General features: G+C 66.6%; 19 protein-coding genes and 1 pseudogene. 17 read left to right on the top strand and 3 right to left on the bottom strand.

Annotation, left to right across the window (positions count from 1 at the left end):
* Positions 1–9 precede the first annotated feature (9 nt).
* Entirely contained in the window at positions 10–510 is a 501-nt protein-coding gene (locus TEP_RS16340; protein ID WP_132825955.1) for a DM13 domain-containing protein, read from the bottom strand.
* A 323-nt stretch (positions 511–833) separates the two neighbouring features.
* Positions 834–1,622, bottom strand: a complete 789-nt coding sequence (locus tag TEP_RS16335; RefSeq protein WP_132825954.1) for an NRDE family protein — start codon at positions 1,620–1,622, stop codon at positions 834–836.
* A gap of 324 nt (positions 1,623–1,946) precedes the next feature.
* On the opposite strand from TEP_RS16335, the gene mraZ reads away from it, so the two are divergent.
* From mraZ to lpxC, 15 genes and pseudogenes are all read left to right on the top strand, one after another.
* Entirely contained in the window at positions 1,947–2,393 is a 447-nt protein-coding gene (mraZ, locus tag TEP_RS16330) for a division/cell wall cluster transcriptional repressor MraZ (protein ID WP_025876601.1), read from the top strand.
* A gap of 14 nt (positions 2,394–2,407) precedes the next feature.
* Positions 2,408–3,376, top strand: coding sequence for a 16S rRNA (cytosine(1402)-N(4))-methyltransferase RsmH (gene rsmH, locus TEP_RS16325; protein ID WP_025876600.1), 969 nt, complete (start codon positions 2,408–2,410; stop codon positions 3,374–3,376).
* The gene (gene ftsL, locus TEP_RS16320) at positions 3,373–3,636 is read left to right on the top strand and encodes a cell division protein FtsL (RefSeq protein WP_025876599.1); all 264 of its coding nucleotides are present in this window, start codon (positions 3,373–3,375) and stop codon (positions 3,634–3,636) included. The genes rsmH and ftsL overlap by 4 nt, the downstream gene beginning before the upstream one ends.
* Complete coding sequence (locus TEP_RS16315) at positions 3,633–5,477, top strand: penicillin-binding protein 2 (protein ID WP_132825953.1); 1,845 nt, start codon at positions 3,633–3,635, stop codon at positions 5,475–5,477. The genes ftsL and TEP_RS16315 overlap by 4 nt, the downstream gene beginning before the upstream one ends.
* Positions 5,474–6,982 (top strand): UDP-N-acetylmuramoyl-L-alanyl-D-glutamate--2,6-diaminopimelate ligase, encoded by a 1,509-nt coding sequence (locus TEP_RS16310; protein ID WP_132825952.1) that lies wholly within the window; start codon positions 5,474–5,476, stop codon positions 6,980–6,982. Before TEP_RS16315 ends, TEP_RS16310 begins: the two co-directional genes overlap by 4 nt.
* Positions 6,979–8,373 (top strand): UDP-N-acetylmuramoyl-tripeptide--D-alanyl-D-alanine ligase, encoded by a 1,395-nt coding sequence (gene murF, locus TEP_RS16305; RefSeq protein ID WP_132825951.1) that lies wholly within the window; start codon positions 6,979–6,981, stop codon positions 8,371–8,373. Before TEP_RS16310 ends, murF begins: the two co-directional genes overlap by 4 nt.
* On the top strand, positions 8,363–9,448 hold the full coding sequence (gene mraY, locus TEP_RS16300) for a phospho-N-acetylmuramoyl-pentapeptide-transferase (RefSeq protein WP_025876592.1): 1,086 nt from the start codon (positions 8,363–8,365) through the stop codon (positions 9,446–9,448). Before murF ends, mraY begins: the two co-directional genes overlap by 11 nt.
* Positions 9,448–10,767 (top strand): putative lipid II flippase FtsW, encoded by a 1,320-nt coding sequence (gene ftsW / locus TEP_RS16295; RefSeq protein WP_132825950.1) that lies wholly within the window; start codon positions 9,448–9,450, stop codon positions 10,765–10,767. The genes mraY and ftsW overlap by 1 nt, the downstream gene beginning before the upstream one ends.
* The gene (gene murG / locus TEP_RS16290) at positions 10,764–11,852 is read left to right on the top strand and encodes an undecaprenyldiphospho-muramoylpentapeptide beta-N-acetylglucosaminyltransferase (RefSeq protein WP_132825949.1); all 1,089 of its coding nucleotides are present in this window, start codon (positions 10,764–10,766) and stop codon (positions 11,850–11,852) included. The genes ftsW and murG overlap by 4 nt, the downstream gene beginning before the upstream one ends.
* 40 nt (positions 11,853–11,892) lie before the next feature.
* Positions 11,893–13,329: a UDP-N-acetylmuramate--L-alanine ligase gene (murC, locus tag TEP_RS16285; protein ID WP_132825948.1), complete on the top strand. Its 1,437-nt coding sequence runs from the start codon at positions 11,893–11,895 to the stop codon at positions 13,327–13,329.
* Positions 13,326–14,330, top strand: coding sequence for a D-alanine--D-alanine ligase (locus TEP_RS16280; RefSeq protein WP_132825947.1), 1,005 nt, complete (start codon positions 13,326–13,328; stop codon positions 14,328–14,330). The genes murC and TEP_RS16280 overlap by 4 nt, the downstream gene beginning before the upstream one ends.
* Positions 14,327–15,004: pseudogene (locus tag TEP_RS16275) on the top strand (cell division protein FtsQ/DivIB); the annotation flags it as partial. The gene TEP_RS16280 and the pseudogene TEP_RS16275, both read left to right, overlap by 4 nt.
* Positions 15,005–15,072: 68 nt before the next feature.
* Complete coding sequence (gene ftsA, locus TEP_RS16270) at positions 15,073–16,308, top strand: cell division protein FtsA (protein ID WP_025876580.1); 1,236 nt, start codon at positions 15,073–15,075, stop codon at positions 16,306–16,308.
* Between the two features lie 171 nt (positions 16,309–16,479).
* Complete coding sequence (gene ftsZ, locus TEP_RS16265; RefSeq protein ID WP_025876577.1) at positions 16,480–17,715, top strand: cell division protein FtsZ; 1,236 nt, start codon at positions 16,480–16,482, stop codon at positions 17,713–17,715.
* Between the two features lie 171 nt (positions 17,716–17,886).
* Positions 17,887–18,798, top strand: coding sequence for a UDP-3-O-acyl-N-acetylglucosamine deacetylase (lpxC, locus tag TEP_RS16260; RefSeq protein WP_132825946.1), 912 nt, complete (start codon positions 17,887–17,889; stop codon positions 18,796–18,798).
* Positions 18,799–19,078: 280 nt separating this feature from the next.
* On the opposite strand, the gene TEP_RS16255 is transcribed toward lpxC, so the two are convergent.
* Entirely contained in the window at positions 19,079–19,528 is a 450-nt protein-coding gene (locus TEP_RS16255) for a DUF721 domain-containing protein (RefSeq protein ID WP_165933934.1), read from the bottom strand.
* 12 nt (positions 19,529–19,540) lie between these two features.
* Here TEP_RS16255 and TEP_RS16250 point away from each other — a divergent pair, with 12 nt between their 5' ends.
* Complete coding sequence (locus TEP_RS16250) at positions 19,541–20,494, top strand: M23 family metallopeptidase (RefSeq protein ID WP_132825945.1); 954 nt, start codon at positions 19,541–19,543, stop codon at positions 20,492–20,494.
* A gap of 292 nt (positions 20,495–20,786) precedes the next feature.
* A complete protein-coding gene (gene secA / locus TEP_RS16245) occupies positions 20,787–23,513 on the top strand; it encodes a preprotein translocase subunit SecA (RefSeq protein ID WP_132825944.1) in 2,727 nt (908 codons plus the stop codon).
* Positions 23,514–23,857: the final 344 nt, after the last annotated feature.

Genomic DNA, 23,857 nt, shown 5'->3' with positions numbered 1-23,857 from the left:
GGCGTGGATCTACCTATCGCCCTCCACGCAGGGCGTGTGGACCTGGTAGTGCCCGGCGGAAATGAACTGCGAGAAGCGCTCGCACCACACCACCACGGTGGTGAACTGGTCCACGTCCACATTGGCCGGCACGTCCACCAGGAAGCGGTTGAAGGTCTTGACCTCACCGACGCGCTGGGCCTTGTCCTTGATCTTCAGAAAGTCGGCCTTGTTGTCGACGAAGTCGCGCACCAGGTAGACCTTGTAGTCCGGGCCGGGGCCCATCTTGCCGTCGAAAGCGACCTGGCGCGGACTGACGCTGACCTTGCCTTCGGCCCAATGCACCGCGTCACTGCCCTTGAGGTTGCGACGGAAGGTGGTGTGGTAAGTGGCGTCGGCCATTACCGCCTGCACCTGCGCGACCGGCGGGTCATCGGGAGCGATCAGGATGGGCAGCAAGTACACGCCCAGGCCGAAGCCAAGGCCGAGGGCAAGCAGGTGGGTGACGAGCAGGATGAGGATGCGGCGCATGGGGCCTCCTTGTGGGTGTGGTCGATCGCACGGCTCAGTGCCGGGCGTGACCACCCTGGGAGGTCAGGGCCGACATTTATAGACACAGAGCCGGATACGAAAAGGACACAGTGCGCGGGCTGCGACGACGGAGCCCCTGTGGCGTGGGTGGATCGCGGTCGCGGTTGGAAGCTGAATGACGTTTCTCGCCCGTTGCGATGACAACTGCCGTCGCGTGGATCGCGACAACGCGATGCCCGGTAGTGCCGGCCGCTGGCCGGCAGTCGCAAGGTGCATCCGAAGATCCAGAAGTTGCCGGCCAGCGGCCGGCACTACCGTTCCCGTCAGAAAATGACGTGACCCTGTCCGCTGGGTATGCCCTGCGGACCAAAGCGGCGCTCATGGATTTCGCCGTGGCCGTTGCCGTCAATCAGCAGCACGGTGCTGGCGCGGGTGCCGTAATCGTCACCACGGATGAAAGCGGGGCTGAGCCAGCGTTCGCGTTCCAGGCCGATACCGGTATCGGGCAGGTCGCTGTCGACCGGGCGATGTTCGTCGGCCAGCGCATCCCACAGTGGGGTCAGGTCCGGGGTCAGATCCCTTTGCCGTTGGGAAAGGGATCTGACCCCGTCTTGTTCCAGCCACGCCGACAGCGCATCCATCAGCCGCCGGGTCTTCGGCCAAGGCGCATCAAGCGCGCCGTTGGACATGCCATGCACACCCGGGCCAAGCGTCCGCCGCTCGGCGGGGTGGTTGCCCAGGAACTCCAGGCTGTGGCCGTCGGCCAGCAACAAGTTGAATGGCGCGTAGGCGCCAGCCACCGTTGCCAGTCGTTCGATATGCACGGCGGCCGGGTCGCGGCCGCGCAGGAAGTCGGCCACCAGTGCCCCGCGCGACGGACCGGTCTGGGCGGCCAGCGGGTCACGGACGTTGGTCACCACCGCCATCCGGCCCGAGGCGCCGACCCCGGCCCAGCCACCGCCAGAGCGCAGGTCGCGTCCGCCGATGACCGACGTCCCGTCCTGCCAAGGGGCCAGGGCCGCGGTCGGTCGGACATGGAACTCATCACGGTTGCCGGCCATCACCAGCCGCCACCGCGGGTGGTGCAACCAGCCAATAGCAAGCAGGCACATGGCGCCATTGTGCCCGGTTTGCGCAGTGGGACGTCGCTTCCAGGCCGTTCTGGATGAATGCGCAGGCCATGTTTCACGCGCCCTCCACACCCCTGAACTTCCGTTCAATCTCAAAAATTGAGACGGATCAGCAACTTGTGGATAAACCTTGAACAACTCTCTAAAGATCGGCGCAAACCATTGATGCGGCTGGCGATTTCCCTGCTGAAAAGTTGTTGACAACCCTTGGCCCGCTGCTAAGGTGGGCATCAGAGGGAAATCCGGGTGTTTTGTGGATTTTCGTGGTTCAATGTTTCACCGGGCGAAGGATAAGGTGCAGGCGTCGTGTTCCAGGGCGAGACGGCCATCACAGTTGACGACAAAGGACGCATGGCGGTTCCCACCGCTCACCGCGACCTGGTTGCGCGCGTCAGCAACAACCGTCTCGTGCTGACCTACAACCCCTTCGAATCCGGCTGCCTGTGGCTGTATGCCGAGTCGGAATGGGAGCGGGTACGCGACGACGTCATGTCCAAACCCAACACACAGCGCGTCGTCCGTCTGCTGCAGCAGAAGCTGGTCGGTTCAGCCGCCCACCTGGAGCTGGACGGCAACGGTCGCATCAGCATTCCCGCCAGCCACCGCGGTGCGGTGGGTATTGAGAAGAAGGCGGTATTGCTCGGTATGGGCGACAAATTCGAATTGTGGAGCGAGCAGGCGCATCGGGCCCTGATCCAGCAGACGTTGTCTGATGAGGATCTGGGTGATGGGTTGCTCGACCTGAAGTTGTGAGCCGGGGTGCCCGGATGCGCCCAGAAGCGCAGACCGGTCACCTTCCGGTGTCGCAGTCGCCGGCGGTGCATCTGCCGGTCCTGTACACCCAGGTCCTGGAAGGCCTGAGGGTGATCGAAAACGGACGTTATCTGGATGGCACGTTCGGTCGTGGCGGTCATGCACGTGGCGTGCTCACCCAGCTCGGTCCCGAGGGACGCCTGCTGGTCATGGACAAGGATCCGGAAGCCATTGCCGTTGCCGAGCGCGATTTCGCGCCGGACCCGCGCGTGTCGATCTTCCGTGGCAGCTTCGCCCAGCTGCTGCAGTGGAACGAGACCGCCGAAGGCCTGGATGGCGTGCTGTTCGACCTTGGCGTGTCCTCGCCGCAGCTGGATGTGGCCGAGCGTGGTTTCAGCTTCGGCAAGGACGGCCCGCTGGACATGCGCATGGACCCGGACAGTGGCGAAAGCGCTGCGCAGTGGATCAACCGCGTGGAGGATCGCGAGATCGCCGACGTGCTGTGGACCTACGGCGAAGAGCGGCAGAGCCGGCGCATCGCCCGCGCCATCGTGGCCCGCCGCGAAAAGCAGCCGTTCACCCGTACCGCAGAACTGGCCGAGCTGATCGCCTCGGTGATGCCGCGTGGCAAGGACAAGATCCATCCGGCCACGCGCAGCTTCCAGGCCATCCGCATCCACATCAACCGCGAACTGGCCGACCTCGAAGCCGGCCTGGACGCGGCGGTGGAGCGCCTGAAGCCCGGTGGCCGGCTGGCGGTGATCAGCTTCCACTCGCTGGAAGACCGCATCGTCAAGCAGTACATGAACCGCCTGGCCAAGGCACCGCCGGCCAACCGCCGGCTGCCCGAGGCGCAGGCCTTCGTGCCGACCCTGGACCTGATCGGCGGCGCCATCAAGGCCACCGACGAAGAGCTGGCGATGAACCCGCGCGCCCGCAGCGCCGTGCTGCGTGTGGCCCAGAAGCGGGAGGCCGATGCATGAGCCGGCTGCTGCTGATCATCCTGTTGGCCTGCACCGTGGCCTCGGCGATCGGCGTCGTGTTCGTGCGTCACCGTCACCGGCAGACGTTCATCGAGCTGTCGCGCGCCGAGCGTGCACGCGATGACCTGAACATCGAATTCGGCCGCCTGCAGCTGGAGCAGGCGACCCTGGCCGAAGCCAACCGCGTGGACAGCATCGCCCGCGAAAAGCTCGGCATGAAGTTCCCCGAAGCCGCCGACGTGGTGGTGGTGCGCCCATGAGCAAGACCGGCCGCAACCGTCCACGCAATGCCTTCAACCTGCGCCAGCGCCTGCGCTGGGTGGCTCTGGCGCTCGGCCTGTGCTCGGTATCGCTGGTCGGTCGTGCCGCATACGTGCAGATCATCAACAGCGACTTCTACCAGCGCCAGGGCGAAGCGCGTTACCTGCGCGAACTGCCGATCAAGACTTCGCGCGGCATGATCACCGACCGCAACGGCGAGCCGTTGGCGGTGTCCACGCCGGTCGCCTCGATCTGGGTGAACCCGCAGGACCTGCTGCGTTCTCCCGAGCGCATCCCCGAGCTGGCACAGGCGGTGGGCATGTCGGTGGACGAGCTGAGCAGCCGCCTGTCGCAGAAGTCGGACAAGGAATTCATGTACCTGCGTCGCCGGATCAATCCGGACGAGGCAGAGCGCGTGGTCGCGCTGAAGATTCCGGGCGTGGCCGCACAGCGCGAGTTCCGCCGCTTCTACCCGCAGGGCGAAGCGATGGCGCACGTGCTGGGCTTCACCAACATCGACGACCGCGGCCAGGAAGGCCTGGAGCTGGCCTTCGACGAATGGCTGCGTGGCAAGCCCGGCGGCAAGCGGGTGATCCGCAACCGCAAGGGCGAGACGGTCGAAAGCGATCTGCTGCGTGCGGCCGAGCCGGGCAAGGACCTGACCCTCAGCATCGACCGCCGCATCCAGTACCTGGCCTTCAAGGAACTGCGCAACGCGCTGGTGGCCAACAAGGCGGCCGGCGGCTCGATGGTGATCATGGACGTGACCACCGGCGAGATCCTGGCCATGGTCAACCTGCCGACCTACAACCCCAATTCGCTGACCAGCGCGCAGCCGGACACGCGCCGCAACCGCGCGGTGACCGATCTGGTCGAGCCGGGTTCGACGATGAAGCCGCTGACCATCGCCACCGCGCTGCAGGCCGGTGCGGTGACCAAGGACACCGTCATCGACACCAACCCGGGTTACATGACCCTGGGGCGCTTCACCATCCGCGATGTGCCGCGCAACAACGGCGTGCTGAACGTCACCGGCGTGATCACCCGCAGCTCGAACGTGGGGGCGGCCAAGGTCGCCGCGAAGATGCCCGACCAGGTGTTCTACGACGGTGTGCGCCGTTTCGGCTACGGCTCGGTCCCGCACAGTGGTTTCCCGGGTGAGTCCGGTGGCGTGGTGCTGCGTCCGGCGCGCTGGTCGGGCACCACCAAGACCACCATGTCCTACGGCTATGGCCTGAATGTCACGCCGCTGCAGATCGCCACCGCGTACTCGGCGCTGGCCAACGGCGGCAAGCTGATCGCGCCGACCTTCGTCAAGGGCCAGCGCAACGAAGGCCAGCAGATCATCGACGAGAACGTCGCCAAGCAGGTGGTGGCGATGATGGAAACGGTGGTCACCCAGGGCGGCGCCAAGCAGGCGGCGGTGCTGGGCTACCGCGTGGCCGGCAAGACCGGTACCGCGCGCAAGACCGGCCCCGGTGGCTACGAGCGCGGCCACTACAACGCGCTGTTCGCCGGCGTGGTGCCGGCCACCAATCCGCGTTTTGCCACCGTCATCGTCATCAACGATCCGCAGGGCGGCAAGTTCTACGGCGGCCTGGTGTCGGCGCCGGTCTATCACAACGTGATGGAAGGCACCCTGCGCCTGATGGACGTGCCACTGGATGACCTGCAGTCGTGGCTGGCTGCCCAGCAGTCCGGAAAGATCGGGCATTCGGCCTCGGTGCTGCCGGTGCCGCCGGCCGAAGCCGCACTGCCGGTGGATGCCGCCGCTGAATTCGATGCCGCGCTGCCCAGCGCGCACCCCCATGTGCCGCCCGCCACGGGAGGCACGCAATGAGCCCTTCGATGTTGCTTTCGCAGTTGCTTCCGGACGTGGCCCTGGCGGGCCATGATCCCGTTCTGACCGGCCTGGTGCTGGACAGCCGTGCCGTGCGCCCCGGCAATGCCTTCGTTGCCATCGCCGGTTTCGGCGCGCATGGCCTGGGTTTTGTCGAGCAGGCGCGTGCTGCCGGTGCCGGTGCGATCCTGTTCGAGGCGCCGGCGCCTGCCGAGCTGCCTGCACCGGCCGATGCCATCGCCGTGCCGGACCTGCGCGCGCGTCTGGGGGCAATGGCCGACCAGTTCCATGGCGCGCCTTCGCGGGCGATGACCATGGTTGGCGTGACCGGCACCAACGGCAAGACCTCCACCGTGCAGCTGCTGGCCCAGGCCTGGCATCTGCTCGGTACGCCCAGTGGCAGTATCGGCACGTTGGGCGCCGGACTTTATGGTGCGGTCGAGCCAACCGGTTTCACCACCCCGCTGGTGCTGCAGATGCATGCGCTGCTGGCGCAGCTGCGCGACGACGGCGCGCGCGCGGTGGCGATGGAAGTCAGCTCGCATGCGCTGGACCAGGGCCGCGTGGATGCGGTGCACTACGACGTGGCGGTGTTCACCAATCTCACCCGCGATCACCTTGACTACCACGGTGACATGGCCAGCTACGGCGCGGCCAAGGCGCGGCTGTTCCATCGCCCGGGCCTGAAGGCGGCGGTCATCAATCTTGACGATGCGTTCGGTCGCCAGCTGTTCGCCGGCCTGTCGGCGGGCGTGCAGGCCATCGGCCTGAGCTCGCGTGGTGCCGACGGTGCCAGCGTGCGCGCCGAAGCGCTGCAGCTGGATGGCCGCGGCATCGGTTTCGAACTGGTCGTCGACGGCCAGCGCGCTGCAGTGCAGTCGCCGCTGCTGGGCCGCTTCAACGTGGACAACCTGTTGGCCGTGGCTGGCAGCCTGCATGCGCTAGGGCATCCGCTGCCGCGCATCGCCGAGGTGCTGTCGGCACTGCAGCCGATCCGTGGCCGCATGAAACGCCTGGGCGGTGAAGACGGCCTGCCGACCGTGGTGGTCGATTACGCACACACCCCCGACGCACTCGAACAGGCGCTGGACAGCCTGCACGGCCACCTGCAGGGCACGCTGTTCTGCGTGTTCGGCTGCGGTGGCGAGCGCGATACCGGCAAGCGCCCGCAGATGGCCGCCATTGCCGAGCGCCTGGCCAACCAGGTCATCGTCACCGACGACAACCCGCGTGGCGAAGACGGCGACGTGATCGTGGCCGACATCCTGGCCGGTTTCACCGATGCCTCGGCCGTGACCGTGCAGCGCAACCGCGCGCGTGCGATCGGCCTGGCGGTGAAGCGCGCTGGTGCCGGCGACATCATCCTGATCGCCGGCAAGGGCCACGAGCCCTACCAGGAAGTGAACGGCGTGCGGCATGACTTCGACGACACCGAAGTATCGGCCGCCGCGCTGGCTGCGAAGGCCGGCGTTCTAGCAGCCCAGACCGGGGAGGGCGACGCATGAAGCGCACCCTGCTTTCGCTGATCGCACACTGGGCTGGCGGCGAGATCCATGGCGACGACGTGGCCATCGACGCGGTCAGCAACGATACCCGCAGCCTTGGCCCGGGCAGCCTGTACGTGGCGCTGCGTGGCGAACGCTTCGACGGCCACGATTTTGCTGCCGACGCACAGGCACGTGGCGCCAGCGCGCTGCTGGTCGAGCGCCTGCTGCCGCTGGAGCTGCCGCAGGTGCTGGTGGCCGACAGCGAGCGCGCGCTGGCGAAGATCGCCGCCGGCATGCAGCGCGACCGCGCGACCGAACTGTTCGCCATCACCGGCAGCAACGGCAAGACCAGCGTCAAGAGCCTGCTGCTGGCGATCCTGCAGCAGGTGGCCCAGCACGCGCACAAGGTGGTCTACGCCAACCCGGGCAACCGCAACAACGAGATCGGCCTGCCGCTGGCGGTGATCGACGCACCGGAAGATGCCGACTACGCCGTCTACGAGATGGGCGCCGGCAAGCCGGGCGACATCGCCTACCTGACCGACATCGCGCGCCCGCGCTATGCCCTGGTCAACAACATCGCCCCGGCCCACCTGGAGCGGATGGGCAGCCTGCTCGGCGTGGCGGTGACCAAGGGCGCGATCTACGCCGCGCTGCCGGCCGATGGGGTGGCCGTGATCAACGCCGACGATGCCTACGGGCGCTGGTTTGAACAGCATTTCATCGGTACCCCGGCACGTTGCCGGGTGCTTCGCTATGGCCTGGAACACACCGCCGACGTCACCGCGCGCGACATCCGCGCCGGCGCGCAGGGCAGCCGCTTCACCCTGGTCACGCCGATGGGCGAGGCGGGCGTGGTGCTGGGCCTGCCGGGCCGCCACAACATCAGCAATGCGCTGGCCGCCGCCAGCCTGGCGCTGGCCGCCGGCATCGAGCTGTCACTGGTAGCTACCGGCCTGGCCAAAGCGCAGCCGGTGCCGGGCCGCCAGATCGCCCATCAGCTGCGCAATGGCGCAGTGCTGGTGGACGACAGCTACAACGCCAACCCCGGTTCGCTGGCTGCGGCCATCGATGCACTGGCCGCCGCCCCGGAAGAGGGCTGGCTGGTGCTGGGTGACATGCGCGAGCTGGGCGCCGACGCCGAGGCGCTGCATGCACAGGCCGGTATCCGCGCGCGTGCAGCCGGCCTCAAGCGCCTGTATGCGCTGGGCCCGCTCAGCGCCGCTGCCGCCGCTGCGTTTGGCGAGGGCGGACATCATTTCACCACCCATGACGCGCTGTCGCAGGCGTTGCAGGAAGCGCTGCACGCCGGCGTGCGCTGCCTGGTCAAGGGTTCCCGTGGCAGCGCCATGGACACGATTGTCAAAGCGCTGCTGGCGCAAGGAGAGGAATCCCCGCATGTTGTATGAACTGGCTCGATGGTTGCAGCAGTTGGAGAGCCTGTTCGGGCTGTTCAACTACCAGACGTTCCGCGCCATCCTTGCCGCGTTGACGGCGCTGTTCCTGTCGCTGTGGCTCGGCCCGGCGATGATCCGCAAGCTTGCCCAGTTCAAGGGGGGGCAGCCGATCCGGACCGATGGTCCGCAGACCCATTTCTCCAAGGCCGGCACGCCGACCATGGGCGGTTCGCTGATCCTGCTCACCGTCACCCTGTCGGTGCTGATGTGGGCCGACCTGCGCAACCGCTACGTGTGGCTGGTGCTGGCGGTGATGCTGTGCTTCGGCGCCATCGGCTGGTACGACGACTGGATCAAGATCGTCCGTCGCGACCCGAACGGCCTGAAGTCGCGATGGAAGTACCTGCTGCAGTCGATCTTTGGCTTGGCTGCGGGCATCTTCCTGTTCCAGACCGCCGACGTACCGGCGGCGCTGACCTTCTACATCCCGATGTTCAAGTCGGTGGCGCTGCCGCTGGCCGGGATCGGCTTCGTGGCCATCGCCTATTTCTGGATCGTCGGCTTCTCCAACGCGGTCAACCTGACCGACGGCCTGGACGGGCTGGCGATCATGCCGACGGTGCTGGTGGCCTGCGCGCTGGGCGTGTTCGCCTACGCCTCGGGCAACGCGGTGTTCGCCAACTACCTGCAGATCCCGCAGATTCCAGGCGCCGGTGAGCTGGTCATCATCTGTGCGGCGATCGCCGGCGCGGGGCTGGGCTTCCTGTGGTTCAACACCTATCCGGCCATGGTCTTCATGGGCGATATCGGCGCGCTGTCGCTGGGCGCGGTGCTGGGCACCATCGCGGTGATCACCCGCCAGGAACTGGTGCTGGTGATCATGGGCGGCGTGTTCGTCATCGAAACGCTGTCGGTGATGATCCAGGTCGCCTCGTTCAAGCTGACCGGCAAGCGCGTGTTCCGCATGGCGCCGATCCATCACCACTTCGAACTGAAGGGCTGGCCGGAGCCGCGCGTGATCGTGCGCTTCTGGATCATCTCCGTCGTGCTGGTGCTGATCGGCCTGGCCACGTTGAAGGTACGCTGATGAATGACCTGTCGCACCAGGCAACACGCCTTGAGGCCATCGGTGGCAGCTACGACAAGTGGCTGCTCGGCGCGATGATCGCGCTCACCGGGCTGGGCGTGGTGATGGTGGCGTCCAGCTCGATCGCGTTGATGAGCAGCCCGTTCTACTACCTCAACCGCCACCTGATCTTCCTGGCGGTCGGCATCGTGCTGGCCATCTTCGCCGCGCGTACCGAACTGAAGACCATCGAGCAGTACAACCAGATGCTGCTGCTGGGCTGCTTCGCGCTGCTGGTGGTGGTGTTCGTGCCCGGCCTGGGCAGCAGCGTTAACGGTGCCCGCCGCTGGATCAACCTGGGCATCTCCAAGTTCCAGACGGTCGAAGCGGTGAAGGTGCTCTACATCGTCTGGCTGTCCAGCTACCTGGTGCGCTTCCGCGACGAGGTCAACGCGACCTGGCCGGCGATGCTCAAACCGCTGGGCGTGGCCGGTGCGCTGGTGGTGCTGCTGCTGCTGCAGCCCGACTTCGGCTCGTCCACCCTGCTGCTGGCGATCACCGCCGGCATGCTGGTGCTGGGCGGGGTGAACATGCCGCGCATGTCGATGCCGGTGGTGATCGGCCTGGTCGGCATGAGCGCGCTGGCGATCATCGAGCCGTACCGCATGCGCCGCATCACCTCCTTCCTCGACCCGTGGGCCGACCAGCAGGGCGACGGCTACCAGCTGTCCAACGCGCTGATGGCGGTGGGCCGCGGCGAGTGGACCGGCGTTGGCCTGGGCAATTCGGTGCAGAAGCTGTACTACCTGCCCGAGGCGCACACCGACTTCATCTTCTCGGTCACCGCCGAGGAATTCGGTTTCCTGGGCACCTGCGTGATCGTGGCGCTGTACGCACTGCTGGTCGGTCGCACCTTCTGGCTGGGCATGCGCTGCGTGGAAATGAAGCGCCACTTCTCCGGCTACATCGCCTTCGGCATCGGCCTGTGGATCAGCATGCAGACCTTCGTTTCGATCGGCGTGAACCTGGGCATCCTGCCGACCAAGGGCCTGACCCTGCCGCTGATCTCCTCGGGTGGTTCGTCGGTGCTGATGACCTGCGTGGCCATGGGCCTGCTGCTGCGCGTGTCCTACGAACTGAAGCGTGCCGAGCGACGCCAGGCTGTGCGCATGGGGGCCGCCGACGATGTTGCCGGCCCTGCCGCCGCCGTGTCTTCTGCTGCACCGGTGGCGAAGAATGTGTCGAAGGGCGCCGAGCCGGCTGCGGCCGAGCCGGCCGCCGTGCGCGGCACCAGCCGCCTGCAGTCGCGCGTCGAACCCACCTTCGGGAGGCTCGGATGAGCGCGACCCAGAACAACAGCCGGCCGGTGATGATCCTGGCCGGTGGTACCGGCGGGCACATCTTCCCGGGTCTGGCCGTGGCCCGCGTGCTGCGCGCGCGTGGCGTGCCGGTCACCTGGATGGGTGCCGATGGCGCCATGGAAACCCGCTTGGTGCCGCAGCACGACATCGCCATCGATACGCTGGCCATCACCGGCCTGCGTGGCAAGGGCAAGCTGGCCCTGCTGGCCGCGCCGTGGCGCCTGATGCGCGCGCTGCGTGCGGCCGGCCTGATCATCCGTGATCGCCAGCCGCGTGCGGTGGTCGCCTTCGGTGGCTTCGCTTCCGGCCCCGGTGGCATGGCCGCGCGCCTGCACGGCCTGCCGCTGATCGTGCACGAACAGAATCGCGCGCCGGGCCTGACCAACCGCATCCTGTCGCGCTATGCGCGCCGCCTGCTGACCGGTTTCCCGGGCACCTTCGCTGCACGCGAAGAGTTCGTGGGCAATCCGGTGCGCGCGGAAATCGCCGCCGTCGCGCCGCCGCAGCAGCGGCTGGCCGATCGCAGCGGTCCGCTGCGCCTGCTGGTGCTGGGCGGCAGCCAGGGCGCACGCGCGCTCAACAGTGGCGTGCCGCAGGCACTGGCCAGCCTGGGTGCGCAGGTGCCGGTGGTGGTGCGACACCAGAGCGGCGAGAAGCTGCATGCCGAAGCGGTCGAGGCCTATGCCAAGGCCGGGGTGCAGGGCGAGGTCACACCGTTCATCGCCGACATGGCCGAAGCCTTCGCCTGGGCCGACCTGGTGGTGTGCCGTTCCGGCGCGTCCACGCTCGCCGAGCTCTGCGCGGTCGGCATCGGCAGCGTGCTGGTGCCATTCCCCGCTGCTGTCGACGATCACCAGACCCGCAATGCGCAGTACCTGGTCGAGCGCGATGCAGCCGTATTGCTGAAGCAGGACGAAACGCTGGCAGGCGGCATTGCCGCGCTGCTGCGTGATCTGTCCGAAAATCCCGCCCGCCGCATGCAGATGGCGCAAGCCGCGCGTGCCCTGGCCAAGGTCGATGCCGCCGAGCGCATCGCCGATATCATTCTCGAGGAAGCTGTATGAAGAAGGCACGCTCCAGCGCCTGCCCTGCGCGAGGCCGCGCATGATCCGCCGCCTGCATGACACCAACGATCTGGTGCGCGCTTTCCCGCGCGTGCATTTCGTCGGCATCGGCGGCACCGGCATGAGCGGCATCGCCGAAGTGATGCTGACGCTGGGCTATGAAGTCTCCGGTTCGGACAATGCCGACAATGCGGCGACCCGCCGCCTGGCCGGCCTGGGCGCGCGCATCATGCGCGGCCACTCGGCCGCCAACGTGCTGGGCACCGACTGCGTGGTGGTCTCCAGCGCGATCCGCGAGGACAACCCGGAGCTGATGGAAGCGCGCAGCCAGCGCATTCCGATCATGCCGCGCGCAGCGATGCTGGCCGAGCTGATGCGCTTCCGCCGCGGCATCGCTGTGGCCGGTACCCACGGCAAGACCACCACCACCAGCCTGACCGCTGCGGTGCTGAGCGAGGGTGGGCTGGACCCGACCTTCGTGATCGGTGGCCAGCTGTTGGCGGCCGGCGCCAACGCCAAGCTCGGTGGTGGCCAGTGGCTGGTGGCCGAGGCCGACGAGAGCGACGGCAGCTTCCTGCGCCTGAACCCGTTGATGTCGATCATCACCAACATCGATGCCGATCATCTGGAGAACTACGGCAACGATTTCGCCCGCGTGCAGGCGGCGTTCGCCGAGTTCCTGCAGCGCCTGCCGTTCTACGGCCTGGCAGTGCTGTGCATCGACGACCCGGAAGTGGCCGCACTGGCCGCCAGGACCCCGCGCCACGTGATGAGCTACGGCATGAGCCCGCAGGCCGACGTACGCGCCGAGAACGTGGTGCAGGAAGGTTCGCGCATGCGCTTCACCCTGCGCCTGCCGCAGGGCACCAGCCAGGAAGTGGTGCTGGCGCTGCCGGGCAAGCACAACGTACTCAATGCACTGGCCGCTGCGGCGGTGGGCTGGCAGCTGGGCGTGGCCCCGGACGCGATCGCGCGTGCGCTGGCCAGCTTCGCCGGTGTCGGTCGCCGCTTCAACGACCTGGGCGAAGTGACCATCGCCAGCGGTGCCAAGGTCCGCATCATCGACGACTACGGCCACCATCCGAGCGAGCTGGAAGCGGTGTTCGCCGCCGCGCGTGGTGGCTGGGCCGACAAGCGCCTGGTGGTGGCCTTCCAGCCGCACCGCTACAGCCGTACCCGCGATCAGTTCGACAAGTTCGCCGCCGTGCTTTCCAGCGTCGATGCACTGGTGCTGAGCGAGGTCTACCCGGCCGGTGAAGAGCCGATCGCCGGCGCCGATTCGCATGCGCTGGCCCGCGCCATCCGTGCGCGCGGCCGCAGCGAGCCGGTGGTGGTTGGCAAGGCATCCGAGCTGGCCACCGTGCTGCCGGACGTGCTGCAGGACGGCGATCTGCTGCTGATGATGGGTGCCGGCGACATCGGCGCCGTCGCCAGCCACATTGCCGTGGAAGGCTTCAAGGCGGAGGGCGAGGCGTGAGCACGCTGACCTTCCCGCCGCTGCGCAGCACCGACCCGGCCGTGTTCGGGCGCGTCGCCGTGCTGCTCGGCGGCAGCTCCAGCGAACGCGAAGTGTCGCTGGATTCGGGCCGCAACGTGCTCGAAGCCCTGCAGTCGCGCGGCGTCGACGCCGTCGCCATCGACGGCATTCCGGCGCTGGCCAAGGCACTGGCGGCCGGCGGCATCGATCGCGTGTTCAACATCCTGCACGGCCACAACGGTGGCGGTGAGGACGGCATCGTGCAGGGCCTGATGGAGGCCTTCGGCGTGCCGTACACCGGCTCCAACGTGCTGGGCTCGGCGTTGAGCATGGACAAGATCCGCACCAAGCAGGTGTGGCTGTCGCTGGGCCTGCCGACCCCGCAGTACCGCGAAGTACACGGAGGTACGAGTGCCGCGGCAGGCAGGATGCCGGGAGCGGCCGAAAAGAACGTCCACGCGCTGGCGGCCGAGCTCGGCCTGCCGGTGGTGGTCAAGCCAGCCAACGAAGGCTCCAGCGTGGGCATCAGCCGGGTCACCGACGACGCCGGCCTGGACGAAGCCGTCGCCCTGGCCGCGCGCTATGACGGCCAGCTGCTGATGGAACAGATGGTGGTGGGCGACGAACTGACCGTGGCCATCCTCGGCGATGTCGCGCTGCCGTCGATCCGCATCGTGCCCAAGGGCCAGTGGTACGACTACAACGCCAAGTACATCGCCGAAGACACCCAGTACCTGTGCCCGGGCCTGGACGGTGAGGACGAAGACGAGATCCGCCGCATCGCGCTGGCGGCTTTCCGCGCCGCAGGTTGCCGGGGCTGGGGTCGCGTGGATGTGATGCGTGACCGCGCCAGCGGCCGCTTCTTCCTGCTGGAAGTGAACACCGCGCCGGGCATGACCAGCCACTCGCTGGTGCCCAAGGCGGCCGGGCAGGCCGGCATCAGCTTCGAGGAGCTGGTGTGGCGCGTGCTGGAACAGACCCTGGAGGCATCGCACGCATGAACGCGGTGCTGCGCATCTTCGTCTGGCTGTTGGCACTGTCGGTGGTTGCACTGCCGGTGGTGGCCGTGGTCAATGGCTGGGTCGGCGCCGAGCGCTGGCCGCTGGCGAAGCTGCGCGTGCACGGTGAGTTCAAGCGGGTGCCGCCGGAACAGCTGCAGCAGGTGCTGCTGCCGTATGCGCATGCCGGCTTCTTCGCGGTCAAGCTGCAGGACGCGCAGGACGCACTGGAAAAACTGCCGTGGGTGGAAAGCGCGCAGGTGCGCAAGCAGTGGCCGGACGTGCTGGAAGTGACGCTGGTCGAGCACAAGCCGTTCGCGCGCTGGGGCGAAGATCGCCTGCTGTCCGAGCAGGGCAAGCTGTTCCCCACGCCGAAGAAGCTGGCCGACCTGCAGCTGCCCGAGCTGGATGGCCCGGACAGCCAGACCGAGGAAGTGGTCAAGCTGTACAACGATTCGCGCGCGCTGTTCGCGCCGGCAGGCGTCGACGTGCGCCGGCTGACGATGGACGCGCGCGGCAGCTGGTCGCTGCTGCTGAGCAACGGCACTGAAGTGGTGGTCGGCCGCGACGATGCCCGCTCGCGCCTGCAGCGCTTCGTGCGCGTGCTGCCGCAGCTGGCCAACCAGGCCGCGCCGATCGAGCGCGCCGACCTCCGATATACCAATGGTTTCACGCTGAGCTGGGGCACTCCGGCCGCCCCCGCCAATGCACCGGGCACCCCGGCAAGAAGGACGCAGGAAAGAACATGAATCGCAAGGGTGACAAATCGCTGATCGTCGGCCTGGATATCGGCACCTCCAAGGTGGTGGCGCTGGTGGGCGAGTATTCGCCGGGCAACCCGATCGAAGTGATCGGCATCGGCTCCCATGAGTCGCGCGGCCTCAAGCGCGGCGTGGTGGTGGACATCGAATCGACCGTGCAGTCGATCCAGCGTGCGGTCGAAGAAGCCGAGCTGATGGCTGGCTGCGAGATCCGCTCGGTGTATGCCTCCATTTCCGGCAACCACGTGCAGTGCAAGAACTCGCCCGGCATCGTGCCGATCCGCGACGGCGAAGTGACCTGGGGCGACCTGGATCGCGTGCTCGATGCGGCCAAGGCAGTGGCGATTCCGGCCGACCAGAAGATCCTGCATGCGATCCCGCGCGAGTACGTGCTGGATGATTCGCAGGAAGGCATCCGCAACCCCGTCGGCATGACCGGCGTGCGCCTGGAGGTGCATGCGCACCTGGTGGTGTGCGCGCAGTCGGCCGCAGCCAACATCAGCAAGTGCGTGCAGCGCTGCGGCCTGCAGGTGGACGACCTGGTGCTGTCCTCGCTGGCGTCCAGCGTGGCGGTGCTGACCGCCGACGAGCGCGAGCTGGGCGTGGTGCTGGTCGACATGGGCGCCGGCACCACCGACATCGCAGTGTTCGTGCAGGGCGCGATCTGCCACACCGCCTCGCTGCCGATCGCCGGCGACCACGTGACCAACGACATCGCGCACATGCTGCGCACGCCGACCCCGGAAGCCGAGCAGATCAAGGTGCGCTATGCATGCGCCCTGGCCCAGCTGGCCACCGCCGAGGAAAGCATCCAGGTGCCGTCGGTCGGTGATCGTCCGCCGCGCCGCATGCCGCGCCACGCGCTGGCGCAGGCCGTGCAGGGCCGCTACGAAGAGATCTTCGAAATGGTGCAGGCCGAACTGCGCCGCTCCGGCTTCGAGGAACTGGTGCGCGCCGGCATGGTGCTGACCGGTGGTGCCTCGAAGATGGAAGGCGTGGTCGAACTGGCCGAGGAAATGCTGCAGATGCCGGTACGCGTGGGCATCCCGCAGCACGTTACCGGGCTGGGCGAAGTGGTGGGCAACCCGGTGCATGCCACCGGCGTGGGCCTGCTGCTGATGGGCAGCCAGATCGAGCATCCGCGGCGGCCGTCGCTGCCGACCGGCCGCGCCGGAAGCATGTTCAAGAAACTCAAGACCTGGTTCCGCGGCGAATTCTGACGCGGCACCTGTACCCCCCGGGCGCTGCCCGGTTGCAACACCCGCAGTACCCGCATCACGACGCAACAACGCAATACACAACCCACACAGCCGCAACGGCAACATGACACGCGAAGGCAGGAGGCCCGACCGTCCATGCCACCGACAAGCGGATACAACGAGGACACGGACATGGCGCATTTTGAACTGATCGAAAAGATGGCACCCAATGCGGTGATCAAGGTGGTTGGCGTGGGCGGCGGCGGCGGCAATGCCGTGGCGCACATGGTCAACTCGGCAGTGGATGGCGTGGAATTCATCACCGCCAACACCGACTCGCAGGCCATCAAGAATTGTGGTGCCAAGCTGCAGCTGCAGCTGGGTACCAATGTCACCAAGGGCCTGGGCGCAGGCGCGAACCCGGAAGTCGGCCGCCAGGCTGCGCTGGAAGACCGTGAGCGCATCATGGACGCGCTGCAGGGTGCGGACATGGTGTTCATCACCGCTGGCATGGGCGGTGGCACCGGTACCGGCGCTGCGCCGGTGGTGGCACAGCTGGCCAAGGAAATGGGCATCCTGACCGTGGCCGTGGTCACCAAGCCGTTCCCGTTCGAAGGCCGCCGCCGCATGCAGGTCGCGCTGAAGGGCATCGAAGAACTGAGCCAGCACTGCGACTCGCTGATCACCATCCCCAACGAGAAGCTGATCACCGTGCTGGGTCGCAACGCGACCATGATCCAGGCCTTCCGTGCCGCCAACGACGTGCTGCAGGGCGCCGTGCAGGGCATCGCCGACCTGATCGTGCGTCCGGGCCTGATCAACGTCGACTTCGCCGACGTGCGCACCGTCATGTCCGAAATGGGCCTGGCGATGATGGGTACCGGTACCGCCCGCGGCGATGACCGCGCGCAGGCCGCGGCCGAGTCGGCCATCCAGAACCCGCTGCTGGACGATGTGAACCTGGCCGGCGCCAACGGCATCCTGGTCAACATCACCGCCGGTGCCGACTTCACCATGGCCGAGTTCGACGAGATCGGCCGCACCATCGACGGCTTCGCTTCGGAAGACGCGACCGTGGTGGTGGGCACCGTGCTCGATCCGGACATGCAGGACGAAGTGCGCGTGACCGTGGTCGCCACGGGCCTGAACCGCGTCTCGGCCAGCAAGACCCAGCGTCCGGGCGAGCGTGCACCGATCAAGCTGGTCCGCAACGCCACCACCGGCCAGCCGGAGTTCGGCGAGTTCGACAACGGCGGCGATGCGGTGTCCAAGGCCGTCGGCGGCATGGGCCTGGGCCTGCGTCGGGCCAGCAGCGACAGCGTGGCGGCATCCACCCCGTCGGCTCCGGCCTCCTCGGCTCCGGCCGCGGCGGAACTGCCGAACGATTACCTGGACATCCCGGCGTTCCTGCGCCGCCAAGCGGACTGATCGACGCTGCCCGGGGCTTGTCCCCCCCGGGTTGCGCCACCATGTCCTGAAAACGCGGGCGCCGGGCCAGGATGGGCCCGGCCGCCCCGCTTCACGCGCGTCCTGCCGGCGTTTCAGCCGGGGTAGGGGACCCTGCGTGTTAATCTACTGTGTCACTTCCGGTCGTCCCCCATGATCCAGCAACGCACCCTCAAGAACACGATCCGCGCCACCGGTGTAGGCCTGCACAGCGGCGACAAGGTCTACATGACCCTGCGCCCGGCGCCGGTCAACCATGGCATCGTGTTCCGGCGCGTGGACCTGGACCCGGTCGTGGAAGTGCCTGCGAAGGCCGAACTGGTCACCGAAGTGACCCTGTGCACCGGCCTGACCTGCAACGAGGCCAAGATCCAGACCGTCGAGCACCTGATGTCGGCCCTGGCCGGCCTGGGTGTGGACAACATCATCGTCGAACTGTCCTCGGCCGAGCTGCCGATCATGGACGGTTCGTCCGGCCCGTTCGTGTTCCTGCTGCAGTCGGCAGGCATCGTCGAACAGGATGCGCCCAAGCGCTTCATCCGCGTGCTGAAGACCGTGGAAGTGACCGAGGGCGACAAGATGGCCCGCTTTACCCCGTATGAGGGGTACAAGCTGGGCTTCACCATCCAGTTCGACCACCCGATGATCCCGGCCAAGCAGTCGCGCCAGGAAATCGAGTTCTCGACGATGGCCTACACCAAGGAAATCTCCCGCGCGCGCACGTTCGGCTTCATGCGCGATCTGGAATACATGCGCGAGCGCAATCTCGGCCTGGGCGGTTCGATGGACAACGCCATCGTGCTCGACGAGTTCCGCGTGCTCAACGAAGACGGCCTGCGCTACGCCGACGAGTTCGTGCGCCACAAGATTCTTGACGCGATCGGCGACCTCTATCTGGCCGGCGGCCAGGTGCTGGGTGCCTACGAAGGCTTCAAGTCCGGCCACGCGCTCAACAACAAGCTGGTGCGGGCGCTTATGGCCGACGCCACCGCCTGGGAATGGGTCACTTACGACTCGCCGGCCGTGCCGGACCCGGTGGTGTACGCCACGCCGGCCTATGCCTGATTTATCAAGTTATTGAATTTTAACGAAAAAGCGCCGCCTTCCAGGGCGGCGTCTGCGTTTCCGGCGTTGCTTGCCGCACTGGCGCAACCAGTGACGCGACGGTAGGGCCGAGGTCACGGTTTTGTGAACCTGTTGGATCGGAAGCCTGAATTTAACGTTGTTTTAACAACAATCTAACGACTGCTCCACCGGGGACCGCTAGGATGCGACCCGGCCCCCGAAATGTTTCACGCTGCGGTGACACGCGCGACGGGGAGTGGAGCAGGACGCTCCGCTGCTTTCAGGTTTCCCGCTTCGGTTTCGAAGGAAGGTCCTGCAGAGCTGCCAAGGCGTCGCGTAGCCCTTTGTGCGTGGCGGCTGAAACTGCGTGGGGTCCATTCCGGTTGTCGAGCGCTGGGGAGCGCGTGGGAGTGGGAGACGCAGTCTTGACGGTCACCTTGGTGGCCTTCAGCCCGATGGACCGGGCCGCGTCGAGCAACTGGGCTTCGGCAAGCCGCAACTTGGCATGCCAGACCGGGGACTCGACGAGAAAAACGAGGTGTTCCCCGTCCACATTGGCCAGCCGGGAACGGCTGCGCAGAGGTGGCGGCAACTGGGGGCGCAACTGACGGTCCAGCGCGTCGAGCCATAAGGCACGCCGCAGCGGGTTCCCGCTTTTGTCCGCCATCACTGCATCCAGGGCCGGTTTCGGTCGGGATGCGGGACGAACGCTGGATTTCGGCTCAGACATGAAAACTCACTGATGGCATTCAAAAAGATCGTAATCAAAACGCGTGAAGGACAGGCCAAATCGGCGCTCACGCGTTTGCGGTTCTACTTCGAGGACCGCCCCCGAGCCCTGCTGGGCAGCGTGCTCGGCGCAGGTTGCATTATCGGCCTTGCCGGTGGAATCGGCGTCAGCGCGCTCAATGACGCGCGCCTGCAGGCCAAGGTCGACCGCCAGGAGGCCGAACTGGCCAAGGTCCAGCGCGATGCGCAGACCCAGGTCAACGCGCTGGCGGCCCGCCTCGGCGAGCTGCAGGCGCAGGCCACCCGCCTCAACGCGCTGGGCGAGCGGCTTACCCAGATGGGCAAGCTGGAAGACGGCGAATTCGACTTCAACGAGACCCCCGGCCTCGGTGACGGCGATGCCGGTGGCCCGACCGCCGACATTCCTGTGAAGGACGTCAACGCCGACTTACAGGTGCTGGAGCAGCGCTTTGCTGCTTCAGGCCGCCAGTTGTCGGTGATGGAATCGCTGATGTTCGACCACCAGCTGCAGCAGAACGCCGTGCCCTCGCGCATGCCGATCCGCAACAGCTACGTCACCTCTGGCTTCGGTACCCGTGCCGACCCGTTCGGTCGCGGTGCCGCCACCCATAAAGGCATGGACTTCCACGCCCGCGTCGGTGACCCGGTGATGGCCGTGGCCGACGGCGTGGTCAGCTTCTCCGGCGTCAAGGGTGGCTACGGCAACGTGGTCGATGTGGACCACGGCAATGGCTACGTCACCCGCTACGCGCACAATTCGCGCCTGGTGGTGAAGGTCGGCGACCTTGTCCGTGCGGGCCAGGAAGTGGCCAAGGCCGGTTCCACCGGTCGTTCGACCGGTGCCCACGTGCACTTTGAAGTGTGGGAGAACGGCAACGTGGTCAACCCGCGCAAGTTCCTCGGCGATGGCGGCAATACCCCGGTCGGGCGTATCACCCGCGGTTGATCGCAACGCCGGGCATGGCCCGGCGCTACCGGGATGCCGTCGGATCCCGGCGGTACCGGAACGCCGTCGGATCCCGGCGGTAGCGCGGGGCCAGGCCCCGCGAGCGCGAAGCGCGGCCACCGCGACCCCTGTCCCGCCCGCCAATACGACCGCACAGGGTTGAAACCCCAGCGGCCCATCCCAAGCTACAATGGGTGTTGCCATCGACAGGGCGCCAGGCGCCCTGATTCGTTTGCGGCGGACGGATCCTTCCCGGAGCCGTGCGGCATTTCCATCCAACCCGGTTCCCTCAATGATCAACAGCCTGCTTACCCGCGTATTTGGCAGTCGTAATGAACGACAGCTGCGCCAGCTCAACCGCATCGTCGCCAAGATCAATGCGCTGGAGCCGGAGATCGAGAAGCTTTCCGACGAGCAGCTGCAGGCCAAGACGCCGGAATTCAAGCAGCGCATCGCCGCTGGTGAAGCCTTGGACAAGGTGTTGCCGGAAGCGTTCGCGGTCTGCCGCGAGGCCGGTCGCCGCGTGCTGGGCATGCGCCACTACGACGTGCAGCTGATCGGCGGCATGGTGCTTCACCTGGGCAAGATCGCAGAAATGCGCACCGGTGAAGGCAAGACCCTGGTGGCGACCCTGCCGGTGTACCTCAACGCGCTGGAAGGCAAGGGCGTGCACGTGGTCACCGTGAACGACTACCTGGCCCGCCGCGATGCCGCGCAGATGGGCAAGCTGTACAACTGGCTGGGCCTGAGCGTGGGCGTGGTCTACCCGGGCATGCCGCACAGCGACAAGCGCGAAGCCTATGGTTCGGACATCACCTACGGCACCAACAACGAATTCGGTTTCGACTACCTGCGCGACAACATGGCGCTGTCCAAGGCTGACCGCTACCAGCGCGGCCTGCACTACGCCATCGTCGACGAAGTCGACTCCATCCTGATCGACGAAGCGCGTACCCCGCTGATCATCTCCGGCCCGGCCGATGATTCCCCGGAGCTGTACATCCGCGTCAACCGCATCGTGCCGAACCTGGTCAAGCAGGAAGCGGAAGACGGCGAAGGCGATTTCTGGGTCGATGAGAAGGGCAAGCAGGTGCACCTGTCCGAAGCGGGCATGGAGCACGCCGAACAGCTGCTGGTGGAAGCGGGCATCCTCGATGCCGAGACCGAAGGCCTGTACGCGGCGCAGAACCTGACCGTGGTCCACCACCTCAACGCCGCCCTGCGCGCGCACGCCATCTACCAGCGTGACGTGGACTACATCGTGCGCGATGGCGAAGTGGTCATCGTCGACGAATTCACCGGCCGTACCCTGGCCGGCCGCCGCTGGTCCGATGGCCTGCACCAGGCGGTGGAAGCGAAGGAAGGCGTGCCGGTCCAGCGCGAGAACCAGACGCTGGCCAGCATCACCTTCCAGAACCTGTTCCGCATGTACAAGAAGCTGTCCGGCATGACCGGTACGGCCGATACCGAAGCGTTCGAATTCCAGAGCATCTATGGGCTGGAAGTGGTGGTGATCCCGACCAACCGCCCGACCATCCGCAAGGACAGCCCGGACCAGGTGTTCCTCAACCGCAAGGGCAAGTTCAATGCGGTGCTGGCCGACATCGAAGAGTGCGCCAAGCGCGGCCAGCCGGTGCTGGTGGGTACCACCTCGATCGAAACCTCGGAAATGCTGTCCGAGCACCTGCGCAAGGCGGGTGTGAAGCACGAAGTGCTCAACGCCAAGCAGCACGACCGCGAAGCGACCATCGTTGCCAACGCCGGTCGTCCGGCCGCCGTGACCATCGCCACCAACATGGCCGGTCGTGGTACCGACATCGTGCTGGGTGGTTCGCTGGAAGCGGAAATCCACGAGCTGGGCGAAGGCGCGACCGACGAACAGAAGGCAGCGGTCAAGGCCGAGTGGCAGAAGCGCCATGACGCGGTCAAGGCGGCCGGCGGCCTGCACATCGTCGGCACCGAGCGCCACGAATCGCGTCGTATCGACAACCAGCTGCGTGGCCGTTCGGGCCGCCAGGGTGACCCGGGCTCGTCCCGTTTCTACCTGGCCTTGGAAGACAACCTTCTCCGGGTGTTTGGGGGGGAGCGAGTGCAGAAGATGATGCGCATGATGGGCATGAAGGAAGAAGATGTCATCGAGGACCGCTTGGTCACTCGAATGATCGAGAAATCTCAGCGAAAGGTGGAAGCCCACAACTTCGACATCCGCAAGAACCTGCTGGATTTCGACGACGTCAACAACGACCAGCGCAAGGTGATCTACGCCCAGCGCGACGAACTGCTTGACGCCGAGTCGGTGAAGGACAACGTCGACGGCATCCGTGACGACGTGATCTTCGACGTGGTCGCCCGCTTCGTGCCGCCGAACTCGGTGGACGAGCAGTGGGACCTGCGTGGCCTGGAAGCCACCCTGCAGTCGGACTTCGGCGTGGACATGTCGCTGACCGATCTGGTGAAGTCGCACGAGGAGCTGGACGCCGAAGGCATCACCGCCAAGGTGCAGGAGCGCATCAACCAGCACTTCGCCGAGAAGGAAGCGGGTGTCGGCGAAGAGACCATGCGCGCGCTGGAGAAGCACGTGATGCTGACCGTGCTCGACCAGAGCTGGAAGGAGCACCTGGCGCGCATGGATTACCTGCGCCAGGGCATCTACCTGCGCGGTTATGCGCAGAAGCAGCCGAAGCAGGAATACAAGAAGGAAGCCTTCGAGCTGTTCTCGGACATGCTGGAAAACGTCAAGCGCGAAGTGGTGACCCTGCTGGCCCGCGTGCGTATCCGCAGCGACGAGGAAGTGCAGGCACTGGAAGCGGCCGAGCGCCAGCAGGTGGAGGCCCGCCTGAAGCAGTCGCAGTTCCAGCACCAGGACGCAGGCGGCTACAGTGCCGACGAAGAGGCCGCGCAGGTGCAGGCGGCTCAGAATGGCCGGGTTCGCCTGGACGAGCCCAAGGTGGGTCGTAACGAACCGTGCCCGTGTGGCAGTGGTAAGAAGTACAAACATTGCCATGGGCAGTTGACTTGACAAGAAGAGGCCCTCGCCCCGGTGGGCGCCCTCTCGCAGATCTGTGCACGCGCTGCACAACGGGTATGCGAAACCATCTGCGCTAGTCTCCAAACTCGTCCGGTGGCAGGCGCAGTATGGAGCAGGTCCAGTTTGGTCCACGCGCTCGGCCGCATGACGAACCCCGCTTTATGCGGGGTTCGTCGCGTCGGCATATCAAGCAATCTAAAGAACGAATTTCGCCCAAGCATCCGCGCGGCGATCAATCGCACCACAGAGGGTCTGGCCTAGGCCAACTTTGCCACTCTGGCACGAAACCGCACAGGGGAACTCTCCCAATGGTCCGGTAGCGGGAGGGTGCGAAT

It is taken from the genome of Stenotrophomonas sp. TEPEL (assembly GCF_004348785.1).
GTDB classification, from domain to species: Bacteria; Pseudomonadota; Gammaproteobacteria; order Xanthomonadales; family Xanthomonadaceae; genus Stenotrophomonas; species Stenotrophomonas indicatrix.
The sequence above is the reverse complement of the archived record's forward strand: the minus strand, read 5'-3'. Positions and strand labels throughout refer to the sequence as shown.

Coding starts and splice junctions, on each gene's coding strand:
- TEP_RS16340 (WP_132825955.1), bottom strand. CDS start 510: ATGCGCCGCATCCTCATCCTGCTCGTCACCCACCTGCTTGCCCTCGGC.
- TEP_RS16335 (WP_132825954.1), bottom strand. CDS start 1,622: ATGTGCCTGCTTGCTATTGGCTGGTTGCACCACCCGCGGTGGCGGCTG.
- rsmH (WP_025876600.1), top strand. CDS start 2,408: ATGCGCCCAGAAGCGCAGACCGGTCACCTTCCGGTGTCGCAGTCGCCG.
- ftsL (WP_025876599.1), top strand. CDS start 3,373: ATGAGCCGGCTGCTGCTGATCATCCTGTTGGCCTGCACCGTGGCCTCG.
- TEP_RS16315 (WP_132825953.1), top strand. CDS start 3,633: ATGAGCAAGACCGGCCGCAACCGTCCACGCAATGCCTTCAACCTGCGC.
- TEP_RS16310 (WP_132825952.1), top strand. CDS start 5,474: ATGAGCCCTTCGATGTTGCTTTCGCAGTTGCTTCCGGACGTGGCCCTG.
- murF (WP_132825951.1), top strand. CDS start 6,979: ATGAAGCGCACCCTGCTTTCGCTGATCGCACACTGGGCTGGCGGCGAG.
- mraY (WP_025876592.1), top strand. CDS start 8,363: ATGTTGTATGAACTGGCTCGATGGTTGCAGCAGTTGGAGAGCCTGTTC.
- ftsW (WP_132825950.1), top strand. CDS start 9,448: ATGAATGACCTGTCGCACCAGGCAACACGCCTTGAGGCCATCGGTGGC.
- murG (WP_132825949.1), top strand. CDS start 10,764: ATGAGCGCGACCCAGAACAACAGCCGGCCGGTGATGATCCTGGCCGGT.
- murC (WP_132825948.1), top strand. CDS start 11,893: ATGATCCGCCGCCTGCATGACACCAACGATCTGGTGCGCGCTTTCCCG.
- ftsA (WP_025876580.1), top strand. CDS start 15,073: ATGAATCGCAAGGGTGACAAATCGCTGATCGTCGGCCTGGATATCGGC.
- ftsZ (WP_025876577.1), top strand. CDS start 16,480: ATGGCGCATTTTGAACTGATCGAAAAGATGGCACCCAATGCGGTGATC.
- lpxC (WP_132825946.1), top strand. CDS start 17,887: ATGATCCAGCAACGCACCCTCAAGAACACGATCCGCGCCACCGGTGTA.
- TEP_RS16255 (WP_165933934.1), bottom strand. CDS start 19,528: ATGTCTGAGCCGAAATCCAGCGTTCGTCCCGCATCCCGACCGAAACCG.
- TEP_RS16250 (WP_132825945.1), top strand. CDS start 19,541: ATGGCATTCAAAAAGATCGTAATCAAAACGCGTGAAGGACAGGCCAAA.
- secA (WP_132825944.1), top strand. CDS start 20,787: ATGATCAACAGCCTGCTTACCCGCGTATTTGGCAGTCGTAATGAACGA.